General features: G+C 50.4%; 16 protein-coding genes. 6 read left to right on the forward strand and 10 right to left on the reverse strand.

Translation table 11 applies throughout. The features are described 5' to 3' along the window. Window positions 1-16: 16 nt before the first annotated feature. The 3 genes from aceA to BZG74_RS04845 form a co-directional block, all read right to left on the reverse strand. Window positions 17-1321 (reverse strand): isocitrate lyase, encoded by a 1305-nt coding sequence (aceA, locus tag BZG74_RS04835; RefSeq protein WP_077771570.1) that lies wholly within the window; start codon window positions 1319-1321, stop codon window positions 17-19. A gap of 78 nt (window positions 1322-1399) precedes the next feature. After that, window positions 1400-3007, reverse strand: coding sequence for a malate synthase A (aceB, locus tag BZG74_RS04840; RefSeq protein WP_077771571.1), 1608 nt, complete (start codon window positions 3005-3007; stop codon window positions 1400-1402). 504 nt (window positions 3008-3511) lie between these two features. Further along, complete coding sequence (locus BZG74_RS04845) at window positions 3512-4426, reverse strand: hydrogen peroxide-inducible genes activator (protein ID WP_077771572.1); 915 nt, start codon at window positions 4424-4426, stop codon at window positions 3512-3514. A gap of 143 nt (window positions 4427-4569) precedes the next feature. Between BZG74_RS04845 and BZG74_RS04850 the strand changes: the two genes are divergently transcribed. From BZG74_RS04850 to ppk2, 3 genes are all read left to right on the forward strand, one after another. Continuing rightward, window positions 4570-5172 carry a peroxiredoxin C gene (locus tag BZG74_RS04850; RefSeq protein WP_077771573.1) on the forward strand — a complete coding sequence of 201 codons (603 nt, stop codon included), beginning with the start codon at window positions 4570-4572 and terminating at the stop codon, window positions 5170-5172. A gap of 201 nt (window positions 5173-5373) precedes the next feature. Continuing rightward, the gene (locus BZG74_RS04855) at window positions 5374-6114 is read left to right on the forward strand and encodes a copper homeostasis protein CutC (RefSeq protein WP_077771574.1); all 741 of its coding nucleotides are present in this window, start codon (window positions 5374-5376) and stop codon (window positions 6112-6114) included. Between the two features lie 150 nt (window positions 6115-6264). Further along, window positions 6265-7077, forward strand: a complete 813-nt coding sequence (ppk2, locus tag BZG74_RS04860) for a polyphosphate kinase 2 (RefSeq protein ID WP_077771575.1) — start codon at window positions 6265-6267, stop codon at window positions 7075-7077. Window positions 7078-7080: 3 nt separating this feature from the next. Here the strand turns inward: ppk2 and phoU are convergent, their stop codons facing one another. Genes phoU through BZG74_RS04880 form a run of 4 tightly spaced genes read right to left on the reverse strand, consistent with a single transcriptional unit; the run spans window position 7081 to window position 12528 of the window. Next, window positions 7081-7788: a phosphate signaling complex protein PhoU gene (gene phoU / locus BZG74_RS04865; protein WP_077771576.1), complete on the reverse strand. Its 708-nt coding sequence runs from the start codon at window positions 7786-7788 to the stop codon at window positions 7081-7083. A 10-nt stretch (window positions 7789-7798) separates the two neighbouring features. Next, window positions 7799-8617: a phosphate ABC transporter ATP-binding protein PstB gene (pstB, locus tag BZG74_RS04870; RefSeq protein WP_077771577.1), complete on the reverse strand. Its 819-nt coding sequence runs from the start codon at window positions 8615-8617 to the stop codon at window positions 7799-7801. Between the two features lie 18 nt (window positions 8618-8635). Then, on the reverse strand, window positions 8636-10282 hold the full coding sequence (gene pstA / locus BZG74_RS04875; RefSeq protein ID WP_077771578.1) for a phosphate ABC transporter permease PstA: 1647 nt from the start codon (window positions 10280-10282) through the stop codon (window positions 8636-8638). 17 nt (window positions 10283-10299) lie between these two features. Next, a complete protein-coding gene (locus BZG74_RS04880; protein WP_077771579.1) occupies window positions 10300-12528 on the reverse strand; it encodes an ABC transporter permease subunit in 2229 nt (742 codons plus the stop codon). 301 nt (window positions 12529-12829) lie between these two features. Here BZG74_RS04880 and BZG74_RS04885 point away from each other — a divergent pair, with 301 nt between their 5' ends. Genes BZG74_RS04885 through ppx form a run of 3 tightly spaced genes read left to right on the forward strand, consistent with a single transcriptional unit; the run spans window position 12830 to window position 16961 of the window. After that, complete coding sequence (locus tag BZG74_RS04885) at window positions 12830-13339, forward strand: glycine cleavage system protein R (RefSeq protein ID WP_077771580.1); 510 nt, start codon at window positions 12830-12832, stop codon at window positions 13337-13339. 21 nt (window positions 13340-13360) lie between these two features. Continuing rightward, window positions 13361-15475: a polyphosphate kinase 1 gene (ppk1, locus tag BZG74_RS04890; RefSeq protein WP_077771581.1), complete on the forward strand. Its 2115-nt coding sequence runs from the start codon at window positions 13361-13363 to the stop codon at window positions 15473-15475. Next, a complete protein-coding gene (gene ppx, locus BZG74_RS04895; RefSeq protein WP_077771582.1) occupies window positions 15450-16961 on the forward strand; it encodes an exopolyphosphatase in 1512 nt (503 codons plus the stop codon). Before ppk1 ends, ppx begins: the two co-directional genes overlap by 26 nt. A 66-nt stretch (window positions 16962-17027) precedes the next feature. Here the strand turns inward: ppx and BZG74_RS04900 are convergent, their stop codons facing one another. From BZG74_RS04900 to phoB, 3 genes are read right to left on the reverse strand one after another with little or no spacing between them, the layout of a single operon-like run. Continuing rightward, window positions 17028-18002: a PstS family phosphate ABC transporter substrate-binding protein gene (locus BZG74_RS04900; RefSeq protein WP_077771583.1), complete on the reverse strand. Its 975-nt coding sequence runs from the start codon at window positions 18000-18002 to the stop codon at window positions 17028-17030. Then, window positions 17996-19291, reverse strand: a complete 1296-nt coding sequence (gene phoR / locus BZG74_RS04905) for a phosphate regulon sensor histidine kinase PhoR (RefSeq protein ID WP_077771584.1) — start codon at window positions 19289-19291, stop codon at window positions 17996-17998. The genes BZG74_RS04900 and phoR overlap by 7 nt, the downstream gene beginning before the upstream one ends. 38 nt (window positions 19292-19329) lie before the next feature. Beyond that, complete coding sequence (gene phoB, locus BZG74_RS04910) at window positions 19330-20019, reverse strand: phosphate regulon transcriptional regulator PhoB (RefSeq protein ID WP_069363277.1); 690 nt, start codon at window positions 20017-20019, stop codon at window positions 19330-19332. Window positions 20020-20023 lie beyond the last annotated feature (4 nt).

Raw genomic sequence — 20023 nt, forward strand, 5'->3', positions numbered from 1 at the left:
AACCGGTATCGTGCGACTAGAATTGATCTTCTTCTGTCGAGCCCGTTAATGCCGTCACCGAGGATTGGCCACCTTGGATAATATTGGTCATCTGGTCAAAATACCCTGTGCCCACTTCTTGCTGGTGCGCGACAAAGGTGTAGCCACGCTCAGCGGCAGCGAACTCTGGACGCTGAACCTTTTCAACATAGTGACGCATGCCTTCACCTTGCGCATACGCGTGGGCCAAGTCGAACATGTTGTACCACATGTTATGAATACCCGCTAAGGTAATGAACTGGTACTTGTAGCCCATGTCTGACAGCGCTTGCTGGAAGCGCGCGATGGTCTCGGCATCCAGGTTTTTCTCCCAGTTGAAAGACGGTGAACAGTTATACGCCAGAAGCTGGTCTGGGTATTGGGCATGAATGGCTTCAGCAAACTGACGTGCTTCTTCCAAGTCCGGCTTCGCGGTTTCACACCAAATCAGGTCGGCATACGGTGCATACGCTAAACCACGAGAAATGGCCTGCTCAATCCCTGGACGCACGCGATAGAAACCTTCGGCTGTCCGCTCGCCAACGATAAAGTCTTTGTCGTATGGGTCGCAATCTGAGGTTAATAGATCCGCCGCATTGGCATCAGTACGCGCAATCACCAAGGTATCAGTACCCGCCACATCTGCGGCGAGACGCGCCGCCACCAGCTTTTGTACCGCCTCTTGAGTTGGCACCAACACTTTTCCGCCCATGTGGCCGCATTTTTTCACTGACGCGAGCTGGTCTTCAAAGTGAACACCGGCAGCGCCAGCTTCAATCATGTTACGCATCAGCTCATAGGCATTAAGCACGCCACCAAAGCCTGCTTCGGCATCCGCTACAATCGGCAAAAAGTAATCCGTGCCCTCTTCCGGTGAGCTCCCTTTCGACCACTGAATTTGGTCCGCTCGGCGGAACGCATTGTTAATACGCTTGACGACGGCAGGCACCGAGTCAACCGGATACAGTGATTGGTCTGGATACATGCTTGAGGCTGTATTGTTGTCAGCCGCCACTTGCCAGCCTGATAGGTAAATCGCTTCGATACCCGCTTTCGCTTGCTGTACCGCTTGACCACCGGTGAGGGCGCCCAAGCAATTGACGTAGCCTTTTTTCGCACTGCCGTTGACTAAATCCCATAGCTTGGCAGCACCGCGCTTGGCGATCGTATTCTCAGGCACAAAAGAGCCACGCATGTTAACCACTTCTTCAGCCGTATAGGGGCGCTTAACCTGTTTCCAGCGCGGGTTTTCGGCCCAATCCTTTTCCAGTTCAGCGATTTGTTGTTGGCGAGTCAAAGTCATGTTCCATTCCTCTTTGTTAGCAGGGCTTTACCAGCCCCTTACTTTCATTCCATGTTTGTTATTGTGCTTCCATGCCCATTACGGCAGGTATTCATAACCTGGCAAGGTTAAGAAGTTAACCAGTTCATCACTGATCGTAATCTCAGCCATCAAGGTTGCGGCCTGCTGGTATTGGCCTTGCGCGAAGCGCTCTGCGCCCAGCTCTTTTTCCAGCACCGTCATTTCCTCGCCGAGGTATTGTGTGAATAGTTCTTTGGTCACCACTTTGCCATTGCTAAGCGGTTTTTGATGTTTAATCCATTGCCAAATTGACGCACGTGAGATTTCAGCCGTGGCCGCATCTTCCATCAGGCCATAGATAGGTACACAGCCGTTACCCGAAATCCACGCTTCAATGTACTGCACCGCGACACGAATATTATGTCGCATACCGGCCTCAGTGCGTTCACCCTCGCAAGGCGCTAGCAAGTCAGCCGCGGTGATCTCAGCATCTTGCTCGCGGGTGACCGCTAGCTGGTTTGGCTTATCGCCAAGGGCGCGGTCGAAAATCGCTTTAGCCGTGTCAGCCAGGCCTGGGTGCGCAATCCAGGTGCCATCATGGCCGTTGTTAGCTTCTAAGGTTTTATCCTTTTCAATTTTCTCCAGTACCTGCTGGTTTTCAGCTGGGTCTTTGTTGGGAATAAAGGCCGCCATGCCACCCATCGCCAACGCGCCACGCTTATGACACGTTTTGACCAGAAGGCGTGAGTAGGCGTTAAGGAAAGGCTTATCCATGGTCACCACTTGGCGGTCTGGCAATACACGATCGGGGTGATTGCGCAGCGTTTTGATATAACTGAAAATATAGTCCCAGCGGCCGCAGTTAAGGGCGACGATATGGTCGCGGAGGTGATACAGGATCTCATCCATCTCGAACACCGCGGGCAAGGTTTCAATCAGCACCGTCGCTTTGATGGTGCCTCGGCTCAAGCCAAATTCGTCCTCGGCAAATGAGAATACCTCGCTCCACCATGCCGCTTCTTGATAAGCCTGTAGCTTAGGAAGATAGAAATAAGGCCCCGACCCGGTTTCAAGCAAGCGCCGATAGTTATGGAAAAAATACAGCGCGAAGTCGAACAGCGCCCCTGGAATCGGCTTACCTTGCCACACCACGTGTTTTTCGGTCAGGTGTAGGCCGCGTACACGGCAGATAAGACGTGCTGGATTATCATTCAATTGATAGCGCTTGCCTGTTTCTGGGTGCTGATAACTGATAGTGCCATTGACGGCATCGCGCAAATTACGCTGGCCTTCAACCACTTGTGGCCATGCCGGCGCAAAGGAGTCTTCAAAGTCCGCCATGAAAACTTTGACGTTGGCGTTAAGTGCATTGATCACCATCTTCCGGTCGACTGGTCCGGTGATTTCTAACCGTCGATCTTGTAAATCCTCAGGAATGCCGCGGATAGTCCAGTCACTTTGGCGAATCGACTGGGTTTCCGGTAGAAAATCGGGCAGCTCCCCCGCATCGATACGTTGTTGACGCACTTCACGCGCTGCTAGCAGTGCGGGTACGCGCTCAGCAAAGCGCTCAGCGAGACTGGCAACAAAGCACAATGCATCCTCAGTTAGGATTTCTGCCTGCTCTGCGGTGACGCTCTCATTAATCACCAACGACTCGCGTAAGGTTGAGCACGCTTCTGTCATATTGCCTCCCTGGCTTATCATTTGTAATCCAATAACAACACTTTTTTCGCTGCACGTTCTTGGGCTTGTGTGCCGCGCTGTGCCTTAACGTTGGCCTACATTCGCGTAAAAATCAACCACAGAAAAATTACAATCGCATAACACAAACAAAATAAAATATTTAAAAACAAGCACATAGAACAATTAGAGCATAAGCTCGAATATTCTTTTTTTTCTCAATTGTCAGAATGATATAACACTGCTACTAGGATCATGTTTTTGTCATCATTTTGTAACCGGTTACGTAATTAAATTACAAATCACGTTCAACTCAAACGTCAGAAAAAACAACAAATCCCATTATTATCAATATCTTAAAAACAATAAAAAAARCAGCATCCAAAAATGCTGCTTTTTTTCGTGATAATAATCCAACGGCTCTTACCTGCCATCCGCCGCTGTCAAACAGAGTATTACACTAAGTTATCTGCCATTTTGCAGTTAAAGTAACTAATTTTTACGTGCTCACTCCGTTGCTATTGGGGAAAGTAGCCCTGCCACTAGGTCAGCAAGCTTATTAAAGGTGTTAACCCGGCTTGATGAAGGCCGCCAAACCACTCCAATATCTCGGTAGGCCGCTTCGCCTGGGGGTGTTTCTAAATGCACGTCAAGATTATCAATCAGGCCATGATCAATCGCCATTTGCGGTATAAAGGTCACACCATTGCCGTTGGCGACCATTTGCACCAAGGTGTGCAAGCTGGTCGCCATGAAAGGATTAATCTTCTGCGAGGCTGTCATTTGGCAGGCAGATACCGCATGGTCGGTGAGGCAGTGTTCTCGCTCAAGCAAGAAAACAGACTCATCGGGCAGCGCGTCATAATCGATGGGTAACTCAAGCTGCGCAGCTTGCTTTTGACTCATTACCATTTTAAATGGATCCCGGCCAACTACGCGGCGAGTCATGGTGCCAATATCCATTGGCAGCGCGAGGATAAGGATATCCATCTCACCGTGTTTTAGCGCGGTCAGTAAGTTCGCCGTGGTGTCCTCGCGCAATAGCAAATCTAGATTGGGATAATGTTGATTGACCTGCTGAACCACATCACACAATAAGAAAGGTGCGATAGTAGGAATACACCCTAACCGCACTTTACCGTGCATAGGATCTGATTTAACTTGGGTTAGCTCCATCAGATCCTGGCTGCGAGCCAAGATTTCTCGGCTGCGACGCACGACCTCTTCACCCATGCTTGTGAGTACCAGGGTTTTGTTATCACGCTCAATCAACTGAGCGCCAATCAACTCCTCCAGGTTTTGGATCCCAGCACTCAAGGTGGACTGACTCACAAAGCACAGTTTCGCGGCTTCGCCAAAATGGCGGGTTTCAGACAGGGTAACCAGATAGTGTAGCTGCTTTAAAGACGGATATTTGTTCATATAGTCATATTTTAAACAATCGTATTTTTCGATTATTACAATCTATTAATTCCACTTTTTTCAATCTAACAAGTTAGCTATAATTTGTCTCGCTTATATAGGAACCTGATTATCAGGAAAACATTTAAACTAGGAGCTGAGATATGGTACTCGTAGGTCGTCAAGCACCAGATTTTACTGCCGCTGCCGTACTAGGTAATGGCGAAATCGTTGATAACTTCAACCTGAAAGAGTTCACCAAAGGCAAAAAAGCTGTTGTCTTTTTCTACCCACTCGACTTCACTTTCGTGTGCCCATCAGAGCTGATCGCATTCGATAAGCGCCTGAGCGACTTCCAAGCTAAAGGCGTTGAGGTTATCGGTGTGTCTATCGACTCTCAGTTCTCACACAACGCATGGCGTAAGACTGCTATCGCAGACGGCGGTATCGGCGCAGTGAAATACCCACTGGTTGCTGACGTTAAGCACGAAATCTGCAAAGCATACGACGTTGAGCATCCAGAAGCGGGTGTTGCGTTCCGTGGTTCTTTCCTTATCGACGAGGAAGGCGTTGTTCGTCACCAAGTTGTTAACGACCTACCACTAGGCCGTAACATCGACGAAATGCTACGCATGGTTGACGCACTAAACTTCCACGAGAAGAACGGTGAAGTATGCCCTGCACAGTGGGAAGAAGGTAAAGCCGGCATGGCAGAATCTCCTGAAGGTGTTGCCGCCTACCTTTCTGAGCACACTGACGACCTGTAATTAGGTCAGGTGCCCAGCACTGGACAATGTGAGACAATAATGAGGCCCGGCTAAACCGGGCCCTTTTTGTATCTGTCCGCCTCGCCTTACACGACGCTTGCTCCCTTCAAGCTATTTCCATCTAACACTAGGTAATTTCCCCTCACCCTGTCACAATATCCGTGGCTATGCTGACACGGTACGTTTCGTTAAAGGGGTGATATGTCGGTCTTCGTTGAAGTGTGTATTGATAGTATTCGCTCATTATCGCTGGCCGAGCACGCTGGCGCAGATCGGATCGAGTTGTGCAGTGCGCTGCGCCTCGGTGGCTTAACGCCGAGTGATGGCTATATGCAACAAGCCGCTCAAAAAGCACGCATCCCCATTTATGCGATTATCCGGCCGCGAGAAGGCGATTTCGTCTATTCCAGTGACGAAATTGAAGTGATGCTGCAGGATATTGCCAACGCCCGCCAAGCCGGGTGTGCAGGCGTGGTGATCGGCGCACTCACGCCAAATGGTCAACTCGACGTGCCGGCTATTGATGCCATGCTTGCCCAAGCACACGGAATGGGCGTGACGTTTCACCGCGCATTTGATCACTGCCAAGACCCTCACGCGGCGCTTGAAGCAATCCTTGCCCGCCCAGCGATTGAACGCATTCTCACCTCCGGACAAGCAACGAATGCGTTACAAGGAAAAGAGGCACTCAAACAATGGGTGGACGCCACACGCCATTCATCGCTAACTATTATGCCAGGCGCGGGCGTGTCACCCGATAACGCACAAGAGCTGCTCGCTTACACCGGTGCACGTGAAATTCATTTGTCTGCCCGCTCCGAGCAAGTCAGCGCCATGCCATCAAATTCATACGCATCAATGGGCGATGGGGACGACGCCCGTTACCCGATCACCGACTCAGAACGCGTTCGTCTCGTCAAAGCTATTGCTAATCGGTTTTAAACCTTGATGCAATGCCATGACCAAACAACATGGCAATGTGACCCACTCTAGTCTTTTGAGGTGATATCCACTTTCGCTGCTTGAATCCGTTGCATCCGAAAAGTGAGTTTTCTACCGTGATCCCATCGCTGTGGTAAAAGGAGAGCGGCCTTGTCGGATAAAAAGTCACAAAAAATTAGCAAAAAACACTACGAGAAAAAGCTAACCGAATTACAGACTGAGTTGGTCAAGCTTCAAGAATGGGTCAAGCAAGAGCAATTGAAAGTGGTGGTCATTTTTGAAGGGCGCGATGCCGCTGGTAAAGGTGGCGTGATTAAACGGATCACCGAAAAGCTCAATCCGCGTGTTTGTCGCGTGGTCGCGCTAGATAAACCCACAGAGCGTGAACGCACGCAGTGGTATTTTCAGCGTTATATTGAGCACCTGCCCGCCGGTGGTGAAATTGTCTTGTTTGACCGTAGTTGGTATAACCGCGCCGGCGTCGAGCGAGTGATGGGCTTTTGCAGCGATGAAGAATATGAAGAGTTCCTTCGTACTTGCCCTGAGCTCGAGCGCATGTTGATCCGTTCAGGGATCATCTTAATTAAATACTGGTTCTCGGTATCAGACGAAGAGCAAGAAAAGCGCTTCGCAGAGCGGATTAACACCCCCATAAAACGTTGGAAATTCAGCCCAATGGATCTCGAGTCTCGTAGTCGTTGGGTGCAATACAGTGAAGCCAAAGACCGCATGTTTGCTTATACCGATACCAAAGACAGCCCTTGGTGGGTGGTAGAGGCCGATAACAAAAAACACGCTCGGCTCAATTGTATCGCCCACTTACTCTCACAAATTCCCTACCAAGAAATTGACTACCCCGCAGTCACCCTCCCAGAAATCAATAAGGAAGGTTACGTGCGTATGCCTTTGCATGACCAGAGCTTTGTCCCAGACGCCGTCAGTGACTGGTTAAGCGACGAGTAGCGATTACTTGAGGAGCTTTTCCAGCTCCTCTTTTTGAATGTGGCGAACGTCTTTGCCTTTGACAAAATAGATGATGTATTCACAGATGTTCTGACAGCGATCGCCCACTCGCTCAATGGCTCGAGCCGACCACATCACTTTCAGCACGTTGGGAATCGAGCGTGGATCCTCCATCATGTAAGTCATCAACTGACGCAAAATCCCCTCGTATTCACGATCCAACGAGTCATCTTTGCGATAGACTTTCATCGCCGCATCAATGTCCATACGCGCAAAGGCGTCTAACACATCATGCAGCATTTTAGCGGCGCGCTGACCCAAGGCTTCGAGTGATACCAAAAACGGCTGCTGAGAGTAGCTTGAGTTATCCAGTGCCATTTTAGCGATGCTGTCGGCAACATCGCCAATGCGCTCGAGATCAGTGATGGTTTTAATGATAGCCATCACCAGTCGCAGATCGCTCGCGGTGGGCTGGCGTTTAGCGATGATACGTGTACATGCCTCGTCGATCGCCACTTCCATGCCGTTCACTTTATGGTCTTCACGAATGACATGGCGCGCAAGATCCACATCTTGATTATGCATGGCCCGTAGCGCATCGGTTAGCTGACGCTCAACCAAGCCGCCCATTGCTAGCACGTGGGTGCGAATGGCTTCAAGCTCTGCGTTAAACTGACCAGAAATATGACGGCTAATATTGTGGTTATCCAAGGCCTGCTCCTTATCCGTAGCGACCGGTTATGTAATCTTCGGTTTGTTTGTTTTGTGGGGTGGTAAACAGAGTATCGGTATCCGCGTATTCCACCAAACGCCCCATATTAATAAACGCCGTTTGATCTGAGACCCGCGCCGCTTGTTGCATATTATGGGTGACAATCACCACCGTATACTGATTTTTTAAGTCATTAATCAGTTCTTCAATGGTTAACGTGGATATTGGATCCAGTGCCGACGATGGCTCATCAAGCAATAGCACCTCAGGCTCAATGGCGATCGCCCGTGCAATCACTAACCGTTGCTGCTGCCCACTTGATAACCCAAATGCATTGTCATTTAACCGATTCTTCACCTCGTCCCACAACGCTGCGCCACGTAGGGAGCGTTCTACCGCATCATCCAGTGTTCTGGGGTCATTAATCCCCTGCAAGCGTAATCCAAAGATCACGTTTTCATACACAGACTTGGGGAAAGGGTTTGGACGTTGAAACACCATCCCCACTTGGCGACGTAATGCTGGCACATCGACGTCTCGGTGATAGATATTTTGCCCGTGTAGGGTGATCCCGCCTCGAACACGGCAACCATCTACCAAATCATTCATCCGGTTAATACAGCGCAGTAGCGTTGATTTACCACATCCAGACGGTCCGATAAATGCGGTGACTTTCCCTTTCGGGATCCGCATACTGATATCAAACAGCGCTTGGGTCGACCCGTAGTAAAGGTTGAGATCCCGAATAGCTAACGCGGTTTGCTCGTCAGGCAAATTCCCCAAATCTAAGCTAGGCGTCAAACCTATGGGTGGCGTTATCGAATACATCGAGCGGGATCCTTATCGTTACAGTTCCAATGCGCGGTATTTTTCACGCAAATAGTGGCGAATACCGATCGCGGACAAGTTGAGCGCCACGATCACAGACACAAGCAAAAACGACGTCGCATAAACCAAAGGGCGCGCCGTTTCGATGTGCGCACTTTGAAAGCCCACATCATAAATATGGTAGCCCAGGTGCATGAACTTCCGCTCTAAATGTAAAAACGGGAAGTTACCATCCACTGGTAAAGAGGGGGCGACCTTAACCACTCCCACCAACATTAAGGGCGCCACTTCTCCGGCTGCGCGCGCAACCGCTAAAATCAACCCGGTCATCATCGCAGGACTGGCCATCGGCAGGACCACGCGCCAGAGCATTTCTGATTGTGTCGCCCCAAGGGCAAACGCACCATGACGGACACTGGTGGGGATCCGGGCCAGCCCCTCTTCGGTTGATACAATCACCACAGGTAAGGTAAGGATCGCTAATGTCAGTGCCGACCAGAGAATACCTGGTGTCCCAAACACCGGTGCCGGCTGTGCCGCTTGATAAAACACATCGTCAATGGTGCCACCGATAAAATAGACAAAAAAGCCCAACCCGAACACACCGTACACAATGGACGGTACCCCAGCGAGGTTAACCACGGCAATGCGAATAATACGCGTGAATGCCGTTTTCGGCGCGTATTCGTGAAGATATACCGCGGCAAGCACCCCTAACGGGGTGACAATCACTGACATCAATAGTACCAAGAAAACGGTACCAAAAATCGCCGGAAAGACGCCCCCCGCCGCATTACTGTCTCGCGGAGATTCGGACAAGAAAGCCGCCACCTGGTAGCCCCAAAATTTAAGCTTATCAACGGCACTCATGGCGTTGGGGTACCAAACATTAATCACATTTTGCAGCGGCAACGCCACAGCGTCACCGTGGCTATCTTCAACAATAAGCGCGCCCGTTTGTTGTTTTTCTCGCAGCTGTTTGAGCTTTTTCTCTAACTGCTGGTATTGCGATAGCAGCTGCGAACGACGCTTATCAATTCGTTTTTTTTCTGCCGTGTTTAGCTGACTACCTAATGAGAGGGACTTTTCCTCCAGCCGCAACTGCTCCAGCTGATAGTTAACGCTCGCTAGGTGTACTTGCTCGATGTCATTGATCACCGCGCGACGCGCCGCTAAATCTTCCAGGCGTTGATAAAGTTCAGACAGCACTAATGCATGTCGGTGGCCGCCAGCGTCAACGTATGCTTGAGGCCTGCCGTAGAACATGCCATTTTCATTTCGCTCGATCATCGCCATTTCAACGGGTGTGTGCTGGCTTTTTATCTGAAACGCCAGCAATTGACGAAAATCGATCCCTTCTTGCTCACGGTTACCGGTTTTTACCACCAAACGTTGGTAGCTGGGCTGGCGATAGGTTGGCAATGCAACACCTGCATCTTCAAGCTGCGTCGCATCAATCTGATCGGTTCGGTATATTTGCCCGACCACGGTTTCTACGCCCTGCTCACTCTTCACTTCAAAGCTGGTGACCGGTGTGGGCCAGAAATAGCCTAAGCCTCGATACCCGAGCAATAACAGCACCCCAAGAATTGCAATCAAACTGACGCTGACCATTCCGGCCGTCATCCAAACCCAAGGAGTGCCAGATTTTATCCATGGACGCATGCGCATTCTCATCTCGGTTAAAGGTTGCTGTATTTGTCGCGCAAACGCTGACGGATCAGCTCTGCCAATGTGTTAAAGACAAACGTGAAGACAAAAAGAATAAAGGCGGTTAAAAACAGCACCCGATAATGGGAACTCCCCACTTCAGACTCCGGCATTTCCACCGCAATATTGGCCGATAAGGTACGTAGCCCTTCGAGCAAGTTCCAATCCATGATAGGCGTGTTGCCGGTTGCCATCAGTACGATCATCGTTTCACCGACCGCGCGCCCAAGGCCCATCATCACAGCAGAAAAAATCCCCGGGCTTGCAGTAAGCAACACCACCCGAGTCAAGGTTTGCCAGTGTGTCGCCCCTAAGGCCAAGGCGCCGTTTTTAAGGTGAGGGGGCACAGAAAAAATCGCATCTTCGGCAATAGAGAAAATGGTTGGTACCACCGCAAATCCCATCGCAATACCCACCACCAGCGCATTGCGCTGATCGTAGCCAATACCCAGCTCATGCGTGATAAACTGGCGTGCATCGCCCCCTAACCACACCTGTTCAAGCCATGGCCCAAGATAAGTGGCTATTACGCCTACAATCAATAAGGCCGGAATGATGACCACAATTTGTGCGTTATCAGGCAAGCGGCGTCGCACATACCTGGGGATCATGCGCCACACCCCGCTTAGCCCAAGCAAAATAATAGGGACAAGCAAAAGCAGCAAAAAGACGCTAGCAATGTGCGACTCAACCCAGGGGGCCAACCACAGCCCAGCCAAAAAGCCGATAATGACGGTTGGTAACGCTTCAATCGTTTCCACCGTCGGCTTCACCCAACGCCGGAGCGCGGATGACATAAAGTAAGCGGTGTATATAGCTGCGCCAATCGCCATCGGCACTGCAAAAATTAATGAAACCAAGGCGACCTTTAAGGTACCGAAAATCACGGGCACCACACTGAGCTTGGCTTCAAAGCTGTCATCCGCAGAGGTCGATTGCCACACATACTGCGGAGACGGATACCCTTCATACCACACTTTCTGCCATAGTGAGTGAATGCTCACTTCTGGATGAGGGTTGTCGACGGTTAACCATTGCCATTGATTGTCGAGCACAGCAATCAGACCATTTGCACGAGGCGTAAACGCCAAAGCGTCAGGTAACGCGGTAAACTGAGCATCGAAATGACGCTGTTTCTCACTGGTGGCATGCACTAGGCTAAGTCGTCCCGTTTCATCTACCGTCGCCAGACTTTTACGGTGACGCTCAGGTGCAAGACGTGCCACACCCTCCCCTAGTGAAAACGCGCGCACCTCAGTTAACGATGGCTCGCCATTTTTCACCACATCGAACCATTGTGTGACAGTGCCACTTTGGTGCTGAAGCAGCAAAGAGCGCCCCCCAGCTAGCATCGACATTTTTGTGACTGGACTGGCGATGACATTGTCGAGATTGACCGTCTCGCGCAACGCTAAATCGTTCCCGTTTATGCGCCAAATCGCTAAACGATTTTGTTGATGCACAAACAAGCGCTGCCCGTCTCCTGATAACGCGATATGGTCAACGGCTTGCGAAAGGGGCACCATGCTTTTTTGCGTACCACGATAAACCACCAAACGGTTATCCTGAGTAACGGCAGCCAGCACTGGCGGGATGGTTTGACCGTGTAAACTATCCGGCACCGCAACAGTAAGCTGGCTAAGCGGCTGCGCTTTGGCATCCACTACCAACTCGCGACCAAAGGCTGACATCGTAGATAACTGAGGGACCACTGAAGCGTCAGATTGGTATTGTGTACGAAAGCGTAATTGCCAAACCGCTACGCGCCCAGGCGTCTTTTCCACCGCCAAAAATGGCGTGGATGCTTCGACGCGGCTTATCGCTGGTTTATCCATGCTGGATAACGGTTGCTGTAAAACCGTTTGCGCACGTTGCACCGTGCTGGTTGTGGGAGTCTCAAACTGTTGCGGGCGCTTGGCAACCGTTAACACACCTCGATCATCCAAGCCATATACCAGCTGATTACGCGTATCGGCCCCAATGTATTGAGGTACACCGGTAGTATCTAGGGTAAAACGCTCACTCAAGCTCACACTCGCTTGATGAAAAAGCGGGACCACCACCGTGAGTAAGTAGAAGAAAAGAAGCAGCAGGGTCACTAATACCATCACGCCACCAAGACGTACCGTTTGGCGAGTGAGTTTATCTCTAAAACGCCGTGCCGGTCGGGTGTCTGTTAATGATGGTGAAGAGTGGGTCATTCGTGCCTCTTTTTATTGAGCAAGCCCTGTATTGTATGTCATTACAATGACAATTTTGTGACAACGAGGCGCTCGACGCCGCCTTTCACAAACACAGCATCGCATCATTACCGTCCAGTGTATCGTGAGTAGTCATCAACGCCTAGTCACGCTATCGCCACGCAATAAATATGCAACAAACGGGCTTTAGGCTTGCTCAAGTTGATATTGGGCACACTTTCGTGAGTTTAGCCTCCAGCAGCATAGACAACACCTTGACTGGCCTCAATAATTGTCTAAAGAATCGCCGTAAGGATCACGCATGAAGCACTTTGTTATCACATTAGTGGGCCCAGATCGCGCTGGCCTGGTTGATCAAATATCACACACAATCTTCAACCATCACGGCAGCTGGCAAGCCAGCCGACTCAGTCAGCTAGCCGGGCAGTTTGCCGGCATCATTCACATTTCAGTGTCAGACACGTACGCTGATGCGCTGATCCATGCGTTACGCGAGCTCGATGGCTTACAGTTGCTCATCACCGATGCGACACCTGCTTCGCCCTCTCCTATCACCCATACCTTGTCGGTAACGGGCAATGATAGGCGCGGCATTGTGCAAGCGCTCAGCCAGCTGCTCGCCGCTCATGGCGTCACCATAAACAAACTCAACACGCAAACACAAAGCGCCGCCAATACGGGCGGGCAAATTTTCACCGCAGATTTTTATTTAACGGTCCCACCGACGGCGGACATTAACGTATTGCATGAAGCCCTTGAAACACTGTCAGACGACTTGATTGTCGATTTTGACAGCAATTTTATTCAGTAGAACAGGATTTTCTTACGCGTTATGACTTTAGACTCTTATCATGTCGACAAAGAACTTAGCTGGCTTTCTTTTAATGAACGTGTTCTGCAAGAGGCCGCGGACAAAAGTGTGCCTATTATTGAACGAGTTCGGTTTTTAGGCATTTTTTCATCCAATCTTGACGAGTTTTATCAAGTACGGTTTGCCGACGTGAAACGGCGTATCATTATCGATGAAGAACGTGGAGTGGAAAGTCATGCCAAAGAGCTATTGAGCAAGATTCAAGCGAAAGTCGTCAAACTGAATCAAGATTTTGATCATCTTTACAATGATATCTTGCTGGAAATGGCACGCCGCCACATTTTTTTAGTTAACGAACGTCAACTCTCTGATCATCAAGCGCAGTGGCTAAAACGTTATTTTCGCAGCAATATTTTGCCTTACATCACGCCAATTATGCTTAACAAGGACGTCGATGTTTTAAGCTTTTTGAAAGATGCCTACTCTTACCTCGCCGTACAGCTCAAAAAAGAAGGGGAAGAGCCCAAGTATGCGTTGATAGAGATCCCAACTGATGAATTAGAACGCTTCGTTAAAGTTCCTGAGCCAAAAGGAAAACGGCAGCGTAAAACCATCATTTTACTCGATAACATCATCCGTTTGTGCCTAGATCAGATTTTTAGTGGTTTTTTCGACTACGATACTGTCGAAGCCTACGCGATGAAAATGACCCGCGATGCAGAATACGATCTGACCAATGAAGTGGAGCACAGCCTGCTTGAGAACATGTCAGAAAGCTTGGATCAGCGTTTAACCGCCCTGCCCGTTCGGTTTGTTTATCAACGCGATATGCCACCGGAAATGGTGAGCAAATTGATTCAGGTGTTAAAAATCTCCGATTATGACAGTGTTTTACCCGGCGCGCGTTATCACAATTTCCGTGATTTTATCGGCTTTCCGAATGTGGGGCGCAAGTACTTAGAAAACCCGCCTTTGCCGCCGTTTGAATCAGCGGACTTTCAACTACAAAACAACGCGTTTGAGGCCATTCGCGAACGGGACATCTTGCTTTATTACCCCTACCACACCTTCCGCCATATGACCGAGCTGGTGCGTCAGGCCTCCTTTGACCCAAAGGTGCGCAGTATTCGAATTAATGTGTACCGGGTGGCGAAAAACTCCCGCATCATTAACTCAATGATTGATGCCGCCAACAATGGCAAGCGTGTCACCGTGGTCGTTGAGCTCCAGGCGCGCTTTGACGAAGAAGCCAACATCGAGTGGTCGCGCGTGCTCACCGATGCAGGCGTAAAAGTGGTATTCGGGACGCCTGGGCTCAAAATCCACTCAAAGCTGTGTTTGATCTCTCGCCGTGAAGACGGCGTGCTACGCGATTACGGTCACATTGGCACAGGTAACTTTCATGAAAAGACAGCGCGTATTTACACCGATTTTGCCTTATTTACCGCCGATCAACAGCTGACATCAGAAATACGTAAAGTCTTTGATTTTATTGAAAACCCTTATCGACCGGTTAAGTTTAATCACTTGATCGTTTCGCCACGCAATTCGCGGCGGCGTATGTACAAATTGATTGAACGTGAAATTGAACATGCACAAGCCAAACGCAAAGCTGGTATCACGTTAAAGGTCAATAACTTAGTCGATAAAGGCTTGGTGAATTTGCTTTATAAAGCCAGCAACGAGGGGGTAAAGATCCGCATTATCGTGCGCGGCATGTGCTCGCTGGTACCCGGGGTCAAAGGGGTCAGTCAAAATATCAAAGCGATCAGTATCGTCGACCGCTTCTTAGAACATCCCCGCGTGTTTGCCTTTGAAAACGGCGGTGAACGTGATATGTATATTTCGTCTGCCGATTGGATGACTCGCAACATCGATAACCGAATTGAAGTTGGGGCACCGATACGCGATCCCAGACTGAAAGATCGCATCATGGAGATCTTAGAAATTCAATTTTCCGATCGCGCGAAAGCCCGCGTCATCGACAAATCCATGTCTAACGCCTACGTAAAACGCGGTAACAAAAAGAAAATCCGTTCGCAAACCGAGATCTATGATTACCTCAAACACGTAGAGCGCCAAGAACTCAAAAACGCGGAAAAGTTGCAACATGACACACCCCCAGTCAAAGGATAAGCCGCGCGAAATCGCAGCAGTTGACCTCGGCTCTAACAGTTTTCACATGGTCGTCGCCCGCGTGGTTGGCGAAGGCTTACAGATAGTGAGTCGCCATAAACAACGTGTGCGACTGGCTGCAGGGTTGGATGACCAACATCGCCTCAGTGATGAGGCGATCAGCCGTGGTGTCGAGTGCTTAGCCATGTTCGCTGAACGTTTACATGGCCTCGATATGGACAATGTCCGTATCGCCGCCACCCACACCTTGCGCCAGGCCCGCAATGTCGACATCTTCATCAAACGGGCAAGACAGGTTTTACCCTACCCGATTGAAATCATTTCTGGGGAGGAAGAGGCGCGTCTTATTTATATGGGCGTCTCCCACACGCAGCAAAACGTTGGCCGGAAGTTAGTGATTGATATTGGGGGCGGCAGTACAGAATTAGTGATCGGGGATAACTTTGAACCCGCACTGGTTAACAGTAAACGGGTTGGCTGTGTGAGTTATAACGAGCGCTTTTTCCCCAAAGGCAACATCACGCCTAAGCAATTTGCCGCCGCACAATTGGCCACCCAACAAAAGCTAGAAAGCTTAGCCTCTCAATACCGTCAGGCTGGCTGGCAAGTGGCGCTCGGTGCGTCAGGCACCATCAAAGCAATTCGTGAAGTGATTATCGGCCTCGGCGATGAAGACGGCATTATCACCCGTAAACGGCTAGATAACCTGATTGAAAAACTGCTGAAGTTTAAAACCAGTGACAGTATCGATTTACCTGGCTTGTCGGTCGACAGACAACCGGTTTTCGTCGCAGGCGTGGCGATTCTTTCTGGGATCTTTGATGCGCTTACCATCGAATCGATGCGCTTCTCTGATGGAGCATTACGTGAAGGGTTGCTCTATGAAATGGAAGACCGCTTTCAGCGTACCGATATCCGTGGTCGCACGACCGATGATATGGCAGCACGCTACAACATCGACCTGAGTCACGCCCGTCGCGTGCAGCACACCGCTGCGTATTTTTATGCCCAAGCCGAACCGGATAAGGGCAGCAAAAAGGCTGAGCTCGCAGGGCTTTTGAATTGGGCTGCGCTGCTGCACGAAGTGGGTTTAAGCATTGGTTATCCTGGCTACCACAAGCATTCTGCGTATATTCTGCGCCACACCAATTTGCCTGGGTTTAACCAAGAGCAGCAAACCGTGCTTGCCACCCTCGCGCGCTTCCATCGTAAGGCGCTAAAGCTCAATGAGATGCCTAAGTTTACCTTGTTTAAACCTAAACTTATCGAGACTCTGATTTGCGCGCTACGCTTAGCTTGTGTGTTGCACTCACAGCGCAATGATGAGGCCTTGCCAGAGATTGTTCTCAATATCGACAAGAAAGGGGCATGGCAACTCACCTTCCCTTCCGGTTGGCTGCAAGAGAACCGCTTGCTCGCGGCTGACTTGGAAGCAGAGCAGGCATACTGGCAGTCAGTAAACTGGGGGCTGACCTTTAGCGATTGAGAGCACGGCAAGCGTTCGGTGGAGGCTGTCGCCTCCACAATGCTGAGTCCCTAAAAGTCTAATACCCTAACGCGAGTCTTTTAGCGATCCATCCAGCCCTAATGCCTGTCTTTGCGCGCGCACCGCTTGAGCCGGCAAGGGAATATAGCCTTGCTGACTCACCGCCTTCTGCCCTTGCGCCGACAAAATATAACGCATAAATGCCGATTCAAGTGGCGCCAGCGGCTGATTTGGCGCTCTATTGATGTACAAGTATAAATAACGGGTAAGGGGGTACTCACCCGTTCGAATCGCTGAAGGAGTGGGCTTTATCGCCTCTTTTCCTTGGTGTGAAAGCGCCAGCATGCGCGCCCCTGACGCTTGATGGCCGATCCCTGCATACCCGATAGCATTCAGCGAAGAGGCCACCGACTGAACAACAGACGCCGAACCGGGCTGCTCATTCACATCGGCTCGAAAATCCCCTCGGCACAACGCGGCTTGCTTAAAATAACCATAGGTGCCGGATACCGAATTACGGCCGAATAATTGTAAATCTCGCTGGGCCCAACGGCCTGATAAGCCCAATTGCCCCCACGTGGTGACTGGCTTGCTCGCACCACACCAAAGCGTGCGAGAAAATACCGCATCCAGCTGTTGAAAGCTGATGGTGCGTAGAGGGTTATCTTGGTGGACATAGACGGCCATCGCATCCACCGCAACGGGCACCGCGGTGGGTGGGTAACCGAAACGTGCTTGGAAGGCATTCTCTTCACTGACCCGCATCGGACGACTCATGGGGCCAAGTTGTGCTGTCCCTTCCACCAGCGCGGGGGCGGCGGAGGCAGAGCCTGGCGTTTGTAGCTGTATATTCACCCCTGGATGTAGTCGTTTGAACCCGTCAGTCCAAGCGGCCATCATATTGGCTAGGGTGTCTGAGCCCACAGAGCTCAAGTTACCAGATATACCACTGCTACGTTGATAATCAGGCAGCGTGTCGGCATGACTAAAACCCGCTATGCTCACTAGCAGGCTGGCTGTGGCAAAAAACCGCTTTAACATGCTAACCGCTCCGGCAAGGTGAAGGCGAATGTACTGCCCACCCCGAGTTCACTTTGAATATCTAATTCCGCATCGTGATGACTTAGCGCATGTTTTACGATCGCCAATCCTAAGCCACTGCCACCCGTTTCACGAGAGCGAGCTTTATCCACCCGATAAAAACGCTCAGTTAACCTGTCCAGATGTTGTGGCGCGATACCCTCACCACTGTCCTGTACTTCTAACCGTGGGCCTTTGCTTGCGCGATACCAACGCACAGTGATCCCAGCTTTGGGCGGAGTGTGCTTCACCGCATTGTAAACCAAGTTGGAAATGGCACTGCGTAATTGGTCGTCATTACCTTTAACTTTCAGGCTGGTATCGACCTCAAACGTGAGTACATGCTCACTATCACCACTTAAGGCTTGGGCTTCTTTTTGTAGCACATCAAGCATGGCTGGCACATCCACATGATGATCCAGCTCAGGCTTGGCCGCCGCTTCAATTTTAGACAGGGTCAAAAGCTGTTCTACCAGTGACTCCATCCGAGATAATTGCTCGGTCATCACCCCATGTGCTTTCGGCCACATGGGGCCAACGACCATGTCGGGATCTTCGGTCATCTCTAAGTAGCCACGTAACACCGTCATCGGCGTGCGTAGCTCATGCGACACATTGGCGAAAAAGTTGCGGCGCATCCCTTCCAGTTGCTTCAACTGGGTAATATCACGCACCACCATCAAGTACTCGCCTTCTGCATAGGGCATGGTCCGGAATTCGAGTGTCCGGGCACTATTAAGGTGAGAACGCATCTCTAGCGGAATGTCGTAATTGGCATCAGCAATATAGCTGACAAATTCGGGAGCACGAATCAAGTTACTGATATGCTGGCCATTATCATCAGGCATACGCAGCCCCAACAGCTCTTGGGCTAATTTATTGCACCATACAATAGCGCCATCACGCTCAAACACCACCACCGCATCAGGTAAAGACTCCGCCCCGTTCCGGAAGCGACGAATCAGATTAGCCAGCTCTTTACGGCGACGACGATTACGCTTTTGTAAGCGATAAATCCCATTAAACAAAGGCTCCCAGGAGCCGGTGCCAGAGGGGGGTATCAGACTTTTGTCTTTCCAAAGCCAATCCGACAGCTTGACCTGCTGATGCAGGTGCCAAAGCAGCATAGCAACGGTGGCGCCAAGCAATAGCCAAGCTAGGCCGCCAAACAGCCAACCTATGATAAACCAAGGTAAATAAAAAAAAGCCAGCTCCCAGGCTAGCTTCTTCCAAGACAGTCGTTCGACCATTGCGTCTCCATGCAGCCTACACCTGATGTAGGCGGGATTTAACTACGTGTTGAAAAGCGATATCCAGCGCCGCGCACGGTTTGTACCAGTTTAGCGTGTCCACCGGCTTCCAGCACTTTGCGCAAACGACGAATATGCACATCCACCGTTCTATCTTCCACATAGACATTGGTGCCCCACACGTTATTGAGTAGCTGCTCGCGGCTATATACCCGCTCTTGATGAGTCATGAAAAAGTGCAGCAGCTTAAACTCGGTCGGCCCCATGTCTAGCGGCTCGTCATTGGCGGTCACTCGGTGTGAGACAGGGTCAAGCTTTAACCCCTGTACTTCAATGACATCATCTAAGGTTGTTGGTGACACGCGGCGCATCACCGCTTTTAATCGCGCCACCAGCTCTTTGGGCGAGAAAGGCTTGGTGATGTAGTCATCGGCGCCTACCTCTAAGCCCCGCACTTTGTCTTCTTCTTCGCCCCGTGCGGTTAGCATCACCACAGGGATTTGTCGGGTTAGCTCTTCCCGCTTTAAGTGCTTAATCAGGTTAAGCCCCGACCCGCCAGGTAACATCCAATCCATCAGGATCATTTCTGGGTAAGGCTCGCAAATTTGCGCCAGTGCCGAGTCGTAGTCTTCTGCCTCAACCGTTTGATAGCCTTTTTGTTCAAGTACAAAACAAAGCATCTCGCGAATGGGGGCTTCGTCTTCAACAACGAGAATCCGTCTAACCATGATA

Origin of the sequence: Salinivibrio sharmensis, from assembly GCF_001995985.1 — a bacterium.
GTDB classification, from domain to species: domain Bacteria; phylum Pseudomonadota; class Gammaproteobacteria; order Enterobacterales; family Vibrionaceae; genus Salinivibrio; species Salinivibrio sharmensis.

Excerpts from the sequence above, each read along its gene's own strand:
- aceA (WP_077771570.1), bottom strand. The coding sequence starts at position 1,321 with ATGACTTTGACTCGCCAACAACAAATCGCTGAACTGGAAAAGGATTGG.
- aceB (WP_077771571.1), bottom strand. The coding sequence starts at position 3,007 with ATGACAGAAGCGTGCTCAACCTTACGCGAGTCGTTGGTGATTAATGAG.
- BZG74_RS04845 (WP_077771572.1), bottom strand. The coding sequence starts at position 4,426 with ATGAACAAATATCCGTCTTTAAAGCAGCTACACTATCTGGTTACCCTG.
- BZG74_RS04850 (WP_077771573.1), top strand. The coding sequence starts at position 4,570 with ATGGTACTCGTAGGTCGTCAAGCACCAGATTTTACTGCCGCTGCCGTA.
- BZG74_RS04855 (WP_077771574.1), top strand. The coding sequence starts at position 5,374 with ATGTCGGTCTTCGTTGAAGTGTGTATTGATAGTATTCGCTCATTATCG.
- pstB (WP_077771577.1), bottom strand. The coding sequence starts at position 8,617 with ATGTATTCGATAACGCCACCCATAGGTTTGACGCCTAGCTTAGATTTG.
- pstA (WP_077771578.1), bottom strand. The coding sequence starts at position 10,282 with ATGCGTCCATGGATAAAATCTGGCACTCCTTGGGTTTGGATGACGGCC.
- BZG74_RS04880 (WP_077771579.1), bottom strand. The coding sequence starts at position 12,528 with ATGACCCACTCTTCACCATCATTAACAGACACCCGACCGGCACGGCGT.
- BZG74_RS04885 (WP_077771580.1), top strand. The coding sequence starts at position 12,830 with ATGAAGCACTTTGTTATCACATTAGTGGGCCCAGATCGCGCTGGCCTG.
- ppk1 (WP_077771581.1), top strand. The coding sequence starts at position 13,361 with ATGACTTTAGACTCTTATCATGTCGACAAAGAACTTAGCTGGCTTTCT.
- ppx (WP_077771582.1), top strand. The coding sequence starts at position 15,450 with ATGACACACCCCCAGTCAAAGGATAAGCCGCGCGAAATCGCAGCAGTT.
- BZG74_RS04900 (WP_077771583.1), bottom strand. The coding sequence starts at position 18,002 with ATGTTAAAGCGGTTTTTTGCCACAGCCAGCCTGCTAGTGAGCATAGCG.
- phoR (WP_077771584.1), bottom strand. The coding sequence starts at position 19,291 with ATGGTCGAACGACTGTCTTGGAAGAAGCTAGCCTGGGAGCTGGCTTTT.
- phoB (WP_069363277.1), bottom strand. The coding sequence starts at position 20,019 with ATGGTTAGACGGATTCTCGTTGTTGAAGACGAAGCCCCCATTCGCGAG.